The following is a 7,587-nucleotide window of genomic DNA, read 5'->3' on the forward strand; positions in this document are numbered from 1 at the left end:
TCATGCCGTGCGGCGCAGTATCAGCAGATGGCGTTGGCCTTGGCAACCAGGTACGGCCAGGGCGTGTTCGCTATCGAGGTGGAAGTCTGCCGGCAATGCTACCAGCTCATCGGCCGGATGAACGCCCTTCATTGCCAGCCAGCGTGTATCGGCGTCGCCCAGGTGGCGAGTCCAGTTACTGAAGTTTTCCATGCTGCTGAACGCCCGGGAAATGATCCCGTTGAATGGCTGGGCAGGCTGGAAAGCTTCCACACGGCTGTGGATAACTTGCAGGTTATCCAGTTTGAGTTCGAGTTTGACCTGGGTCAGGAAGCGGGTTTTCTTGCCGTTGCTGTCCAGACAGGTCACTTGCGACTCTGGAAACAGAATGGCCAACGGAATACCCGGCATGCCACCGCCGCTGCCAACGTCCAGCCAGCGACCGTTCTCGACGAACGACATCACGCTCAAACTATCGAGCAGATGTCGGGAGACCATCTCATCCGGATCGCGCACGGCGGTCAGGTTGTAAGCCTTGTTCCATTTGATCAACAGGGCCAGGTAACCCAGCAGCTGCGCGTGCTGGGCTTCTGTCAGCGTGACACCGAGCTGGCGAGCACCTGTGGATAACTCTTCTGCATGTTGCGAGGTGACCAACGAACTCAAGCGCTTTGCTCCAACTGACGGCCCGCGCCGCGTTTTTTCAAATGAATCATCAACAGCGAAATCGCTGCCGGCGTGACGCCCGGGATACGTGACGCCTGGCCCAAGGTCTCTGGACGGGTCGCACCGAGCTTGCTCTGGATCTCTTTGGAGAGACCGGAAATGTTCGTGTAATCGATATCCACAGGCAGTTTTGTGTCTTCGCTGGCCCGCAGACGGGCGATCTCGTCCTGCTGACGATCGATGTAACCGGCGTATTTGGTTTTGATTTCGACCTGCTCGGCGACTTGCGGATCTTCCGCGCCCCCACCGGTCACAGCAATCAGACCAGCGTAGTCGATTTCCGGACGGCTCAGCAGATTGAGCAAATTGTATTCGTGGGTCAGCGGCGTGCCGAACTTCTCGGAAATCGCATCGCCCTGTTCTGTACCCGGGCGAACCCAGGTACTTTTCAAGCGTTGTTCTTCAAGGGTGATGCTTTCACGTTTGGTGCAGAAAGCCGCCCAACGTGCGTCATCGACCAGACCCAGCTCGCGACCTTTTTCGGTCAGGCGCAGATCCGCGTTGTCTTCACGCAGGATCAAGCGGTATTCGGCGCGGGAGGTGAACATCCGGTACGGCTCTTGAGTACCAAGGGTAATCAGGTCGTCGACCAACACTCCGATGTACGCCTCATCGCGACGCGGGCACCAGCCCTCTTTGCCCTGCGCACGCAGTGCAGCGTTGGCGCCGGCCAGCAACCCCTGGGCGCCGGCTTCTTCGTATCCGGTGGTGCCGTTGATTTGCCCGGCGAAAAACAGACCGCCGATGACTTTGGTTTCGAGGCTGTACTTCAGGTCACGGGGGTCGAAGTAGTCGTACTCGATGGCGTAGCCCGGACGAACAATGTGCGCGTTTTCCATGCCGCGGATCGATTGCACGATCTGCAATTGCACGTCGAACGGCAAGGATGTGGATATCCCGTTCGGGTACAGCTCGTGAGTGGTCAAGCCTTCCGGTTCGATGAAGACCTGGTGGCTTTCCTTGTCGGCAAAGCGGTGGATCTTGTCTTCGATCGACGGGCAATAACGCGGGCCGATGCCTTCGATCAACCCTGCATCGGAATACATCGGCGAACGATCAAGGTTGGCGGCAATGATTTCGTGGGTGCGGGCGTTGGTGTGGGTAATCCAGCAGCTCACCTGTTTCGGATGCTGCTCTTTGGAACCCATGAACGACATCACCGGGATCGGTGTATCGCCGGCCTGCTCGGTCATGACCGAGAAATCCACAGTACGACCGTCAATACGCGGCGGTGTACCGGTTTTCAAACGACCAACGCGCAGCGGCAATTCACGCAGACGGTGAGCCAGAGCGATCGATGGCGGATCGCCGGCGCGGCCGCCGGAATAATTCTGCATGCCAATGTGGATAAGTCCACCGAGGAAGGTGCCGGTGGTCAACACCACGGAATCTGCGAAGAAACGCAGGCCCATTTGGGTGACAACACCACGCACTTGTTCCTGCTCGACGATCAGGTCATCGGCGGCTTGTTGAAATATCCACAGGTTCGGCTGGTTTTCCAATGCTTCGCGGACAGCGGCTTTGTACAGAACCCGGTCTGCCTGAGCGCGAGTCGCTCGTACGGCCGGGCCTTTGCGGCTGTTCAGTACGCGAAATTGAATACCACCTTTGTCGGTGGCCATGGCCATCGCACCGCCGAGGGCATCGATTTCTTTGACCAGATGGCTTTTACCGATCCCGCCAATGGCGGGGTTGCAGCTCATGGCACCGAGGGTTTCCACGTTATGCGTCAGCAACAGGGTTTTTGCACCCATACGTGCTGAGGCCAGTGCTGCCTCGGTACCGGCATGACCGCCGCCGATGACGATCACTTCAAAACGGGAAGGGAAATCCACCACGCACCTCGTGCCTGCTTCAGTTAGGTAATCAGGAATAGTTTGAGCTCAGGTTTCTATACCTGGTCGGCAAGTATAGGGACTTCGCCCTTCCTAAAGAACCCTTTGCACAAAATTTAACCAGCTGTGGAGAAGTCGGGGTTATAGAAATTAAAAAGAGAGAAATTTATTAAATCTTTGTTTTTATGTTTATTTCTACTGAGGCATCTTTCTGTGGATAGATCTCTAGAGGCCTTTATATTCAATATGTACAGAGATTCAAAACCCTGTGATCATGTGCCAATGAGGCCCTTGGATAACCGGTTTAAGCCTGTGGATGAAAGGGGTGGTTATCCACAGGGGCGGTTATCTTCAGTTTTGACGCCCTGTTATCAACTGCCCTTAGTGGCAGTTACTCACAGGGCTTAATCCACAGAAAATCGCTGATCGAGCGAATCCCACGCACGGAAAATCCGCTCAAGCAAAAAGAATCTGCTCGGCACTGGAGGTCGATTTCAGAGAAAGGAGGGAACAGACAGGCGCGAATGGCCTGTCTGTGAACAACGGAAGGACTATTTACCGATACAGAAACTGGAGAAGATGCGTCCCAACAGGTCATCGGAGCTGAATGCGCCGGTGATTTCACCCAAAGCGTGCTGAGCCTGACGTAAATCTTCGGCCAACAACTCACCAGCCCCCGCCAATGTCAGCTGTGCACGGCCATGCTCAAGGGATGCGCTGGCATGACGCAACGCCTCAAGGTGACGCCTGCGTGCACTGAAGCTACTTTCCGAGGTCTGTTCGTAGCCCATGCAGGCCTTGAGGTGGTCGCGCAGCAATTCCAGGCCATCGCCTGCAGACTTGGCGCTCAAGCTGATGGTGACGTGGCCATCGTCACTGACCTCCAGGGCAATGGCTTCACCGGTCAGGTCAGCCTTATTACGAATCAGCGTAACTTTGGCCGGATCCGGGCGGGTTTCGAGGAATTCCGGCCACAGCGCAAAAGGATCAAGTGCCTCAGGTGCGGTCGCATCGACCACCAGCAATACGCGATCTGCCTCGCTGATGGCTTTCAACGCTCGCTCGACACCGATTTTTTCCACCTGGTCATCGGTATCCCGCAGACCAGCGGTGTCGACCACGTGCAGCGGCATGCCATCGATGTGGATATGTTCGCGAAGAATGTCCCGAGTGGTGCCGGCAATCTCGGTCACGATCGCGGCTTCCCGACCGGCCAGGGCATTCAGCAGGCTGGACTTGCCGGCATTCGGCCGGCCGGCAATGACCACGGTCATCCCATCGCGCAGCAAGGCTCCTTGCCCGGCTTCAAGAAGCACTGTGGATAATTCATCGCGGACTTTGTCGAGCATCGCCAGTACGTGGCCGTCGGCCAGGAAGTCGATTTCTTCTTCCGGGAAATCGATGGCTGCCTCGACGTAGATGCGCAGACCAATCAACTGCTCGGTGAGGTTATGCACACGCTGGGAGAAGGCGCCCTGCAACGAACGCAGCGCGTTTCGTGCTGCCTGTGCAGAACTTGCCTCGATCAAGTCGGCGATGGCTTCCGCCTGGGCCAGATCGAGTTTGTCATTGAGGAAGGCACGCTCACTGAATTCACCTGGTCGTGCCAGACGGCAGCCCAGTTCCAGGCAACGTTTGAGCAACATATCGAGAACGATCGGCCCGCCGTGACCCTGCAGTTCAAGCACGTCTTCGCCGGTGAAGGAGTTCGGTCCCGGGAAATACAGCGCGATGCCTTCGTCCAAAACCTCTTTGTTTTCATTGAGAAACGGGCCGTAGTGGGCAAATCGAGGTTTCAGTTCGCGACCGCTGATCGCCTTGGCAGCAATGCTCGCCAACGGCCCGGAAATACGGACGATGCCCACACCGCCGCGACCTTGAGCGGTGGCGACAGCTGCGATGGTTTCACGAGGAACGCTCATAAACCGTTATCCAGACAAAAGTGACAGATAGCAAAACGCCCCACTAGGGGGCGTTTTGAGTGGTTATCCACAGTGTAAATCAGGCAGCTGCTTTGGTAGCCGCTTCGACTTTACGAGTGATGTACCACTGTTGGGCGATGGACAGGCAGTTGTTCACTACCCAGTACAGCACCAGACCAGCCGGGAACCACAGGAAGAAGAAGGTGAAGATGATTGGCATCAGCTTCATCACCTTGGCCTGCATCGGATCCGGAGGAGTCGGGTTCAACTGCTGCTGGATAAACATGGTTGCACCCATGATGATCGGCAGAATGAAGAACGGATCCTTGATCGACAGGTCAGTAATCCACAGCATGAACGGCGCTTGGCGCATTTCAACGCTTTCCAGCAGAACCCAGTACAGCGAAAGGAAAACCGGCATCTGCACGAGGATTGGCAAGCAACCACCCAGCGGATTGATTTTCTCTTTCTTGTACAGCTCCATCATGGCTTGCGACATTTTCTGCCGATCATCGCCATGTTGCTCTTTCAGCGCTGCCAGTTTCGGTGCCACTGCACGCATGCGCGCCATGGATTTGTAGCTGGCAGCCGACAGCGGGAAGAAAATCCCTTTGATCAGCATGGTCAGGAAGATGATCGACCAGCCCCAGTTACCGACGATGGTGTGGATGTGTCCCAGCAGCCAGAAGATTGGCTGGGCAATGAACCACAGAATACCGTAGTCAACGGTCAGTTCCAGACCTGGGGACAACTCTTTCAGCACAGCTTGGCTTTTCGGACCAGCGTAGAGAACAGCGCTGGTTTCGGCTTTTGCACCTGGCGCAACGCTCATTGCCGGGCCGGTATAACCGATGATGTAGTTGCCTTTGCTGTCTTTACGGGTCTGGACGACGTTATTTTCGCCCTTGGCCGGAATCCATGCGGTGACGAAGTAGTGTTGCAACCAGGCAACCCAACCCCCACTGACGGTTTCCTTCAACTGCGCCTTGTCCATGTCCTTCATGGACACTTTTTTGTACGGCTCGTTACTTGTCCACAGGGCTGCGCCCAGGTAAGTGGCAGTGCCGGTGGCGGTGGTTGAGGAAGGATCGCCGCTGGCGTCACGCTTCAGTTGCGCGAACATCGCACCAGACCAGGGCTGTGCGCTCTGGTTGTCGATCAGATAGGAAACGGTTACGTCATACAGGCCACGTTTCACCGTGAAACGTTTGATGTAGTTGACGCCGTCCTTGCTGAACTTCAGATCCACGACCAATTGGTCCTGACCGTCAGCCAGTTGATAAATCTTCTTCTCCGAGGTGTAAACCGGACGACCGGCAGGACTTGCGTCCGGGCCGTTGGTGCCGATCAAACCGCTCTGGGCCAGATAAGTCCGCTCGTTGCCGTTATCGAACAACTGGAATGGAATTTCCGGATGGTCCTGGCGACGTGGATACAGCGGCAACGTCAACTGGGCAACATCACCACCCTGTGGATCGATAGCCAGGTTGAGCACATCCGTTTTGATCTGGATGAGATCCTTGCTGACAGCTACTGGTGTTTCAGTAGGTGCAGTTGCACTGGTATCACTTGCGGCGCGTGGAATGTCGTCACTGACAGAAGCATTATTGCCAGTCGCCGTGTCCGGTAGGCCCGGTGCGGTAGTACTGGAAGCAACATTCTGAGTCGGCAGGGCAGTCTGGCCATAGTCCTGGTTCCACTTAAGAACCATAACGTAGGACACGATTGCCAGGGCGACGATCAGGATCGTGCGTTTGATATCCATGATTACTCGGCCATCGAAGAAGAACGGGAGGTAGGGATAGATGGAACCGGGTCATAACCACCGGGATTCCACGGATGACAGCGACCTAAACGACGAAAGGTCAGCCAGCCACCGCGCAGAAGGCCATGATTTTCTATGGCTTCATACGCGTAGCAGGAACAACTGGGGTAGAAACGACAGTGACTGGCCATCAGAGGACTAATGGCATAGCGATAAAACTGGATCGGAACGAGTGCCAGTTTACGCATCGGGACTGTCTACCCCTACAGTTTCGGTTTTGACTGCTGGTACCGGCTTGCTACGTGCCAGACGCTTCCAGAGTTTGCCGAAATGCTGAATCAATTCGGGGCTTTCTACGTCACCCAAACCTTTGCGCGCGACGATAACGATGTCCCAACCGACCAGTGAATCCTGGTTCAGGCGAAACGATTCGCGCATCAGACGTTTGAGGCGATTGCGCTCGACGGAGAGCTTTACGCTCTTTTTCCCGATAACCAGCCCGAGACGGGGGTGATCGAGATCGTTGTTCCGCGCAAGGAGCAGGAGATTTTTCCCCGGAACCTTGCCGGTAGGGGAGTCAAAGACTGCCTTGAAATGCCGGGGAGTAAGCAGACGCTTTTCCCGACTGAAGTCCTGACTCACCTCCAGTGCCGGATTATCAAACTGCCAGACGCGCACGACCTTTGGCGCGACGACGCGACAGGACTGCACGACCGTTCTTGGTAGCCATGCGAGCACGGAAACCGTGAGTACGAGCGCGTTTGATAGTGCTTGGTTGGAAAGTACGTTTCATTGTCGTGTTACCTGGTTCGTCCACAACGGGCCGGAATGGCCCCCGTTTTAAGAGACCGGGGATTCTAGAGAAAGCAAGCCTCTAGGTCAATTTCCAACCAGCGTTTCCTTATAAATAGATCTCAAGGCGTTTTCTCGTCCGCAGGTCCTTCGCTAGATATAGAAATAAAGAAGGAAGTTATTTAAAGCTTTTCTGTAAAGCTTATAAAAGCTAGGGACGCGATCATCTGTGGATAACTACCTTCAGCCCTTCTATCTCGCGCTGTACAGAGAATGACAACTACGGTGGAAAACAGGGGGCAGCCTGTGCTGCGGTGTCGGATAAGCTGTGTGTGGAATGGTCAGTTATCCACAGGCAGGTTATCCACCGAGTTTTGCCCCCACTTGTCCAGTGCCCTCATGGGCGGTTATCCACAGAGCTTATGCACAGACCATTGGTCGTCTTTTTTGTGGTTAACGCGTTGATAATTCGTGCCCTGTGCGCAACCTGCATGTGGATAAGTGGGCGTCTGGCCGCTACAATGGCCGCTTGTTTTTGCCTCACCGGCTTTCAACTTAGGGGATATCC

7 protein-coding genes are annotated in these 7,587 nt (G+C 55.4%); all 7 read right to left on the reverse strand.

The window, feature by feature from the left end; translation table 11 throughout:
* Complete coding sequence (rsmG, locus tag ACA070_RS31060; RefSeq protein WP_102594524.1) at nucleotides 1–645, reverse strand: 16S rRNA (guanine(527)-N(7))-methyltransferase RsmG; 645 nt, start codon at nucleotides 643–645, stop codon at nucleotides 1–3.
* Nucleotides 642–2,540 (reverse strand): tRNA uridine-5-carboxymethylaminomethyl(34) synthesis enzyme MnmG, encoded by a 1,899-nt coding sequence (mnmG, locus tag ACA070_RS31065; protein WP_497449559.1) that lies wholly within the window; start codon nucleotides 2,538–2,540, stop codon nucleotides 642–644. The genes rsmG and mnmG overlap by 4 nt, the downstream gene beginning before the upstream one ends.
* A gap of 551 nt (nucleotides 2,541–3,091) precedes the next feature.
* On the reverse strand, nucleotides 3,092–4,462 hold the full coding sequence (mnmE, locus tag ACA070_RS31070; protein ID WP_497449560.1) for a tRNA uridine-5-carboxymethylaminomethyl(34) synthesis GTPase MnmE: 1,371 nt from the start codon (nucleotides 4,460–4,462) through the stop codon (nucleotides 3,092–3,094).
* 79 nt (nucleotides 4,463–4,541) lie between these two features.
* On the reverse strand, nucleotides 4,542–6,227 hold the full coding sequence (gene yidC, locus ACA070_RS31075) for a membrane protein insertase YidC (protein ID WP_497449561.1): 1,686 nt from the start codon (nucleotides 6,225–6,227) through the stop codon (nucleotides 4,542–4,544).
* Nucleotides 6,228–6,229: 2 nt separating this feature from the next.
* Entirely contained in the window at nucleotides 6,230–6,475 is a 246-nt protein-coding gene (gene yidD / locus ACA070_RS31080; RefSeq protein ID WP_052966011.1) for a membrane protein insertion efficiency factor YidD, read from the reverse strand.
* Nucleotides 6,468–6,869: a ribonuclease P protein component gene (gene rnpA, locus ACA070_RS31085; RefSeq protein ID WP_462030024.1), complete on the reverse strand. Its 402-nt coding sequence runs from the start codon at nucleotides 6,867–6,869 to the stop codon at nucleotides 6,468–6,470. Before rnpA ends, yidD begins: the two co-directional genes overlap by 8 nt.
* A 16-nt stretch (nucleotides 6,870–6,885) precedes the next feature.
* Nucleotides 6,886–7,020: a 50S ribosomal protein L34 gene (gene rpmH, locus ACA070_RS31090; protein WP_003213577.1), complete on the reverse strand. Its 135-nt coding sequence runs from the start codon at nucleotides 7,018–7,020 to the stop codon at nucleotides 6,886–6,888.
* Nucleotides 7,021–7,587 lie beyond the last annotated feature (567 nt).

This window comes from Pseudomonas sp. LBUM1678, assembly GCF_059695575.1.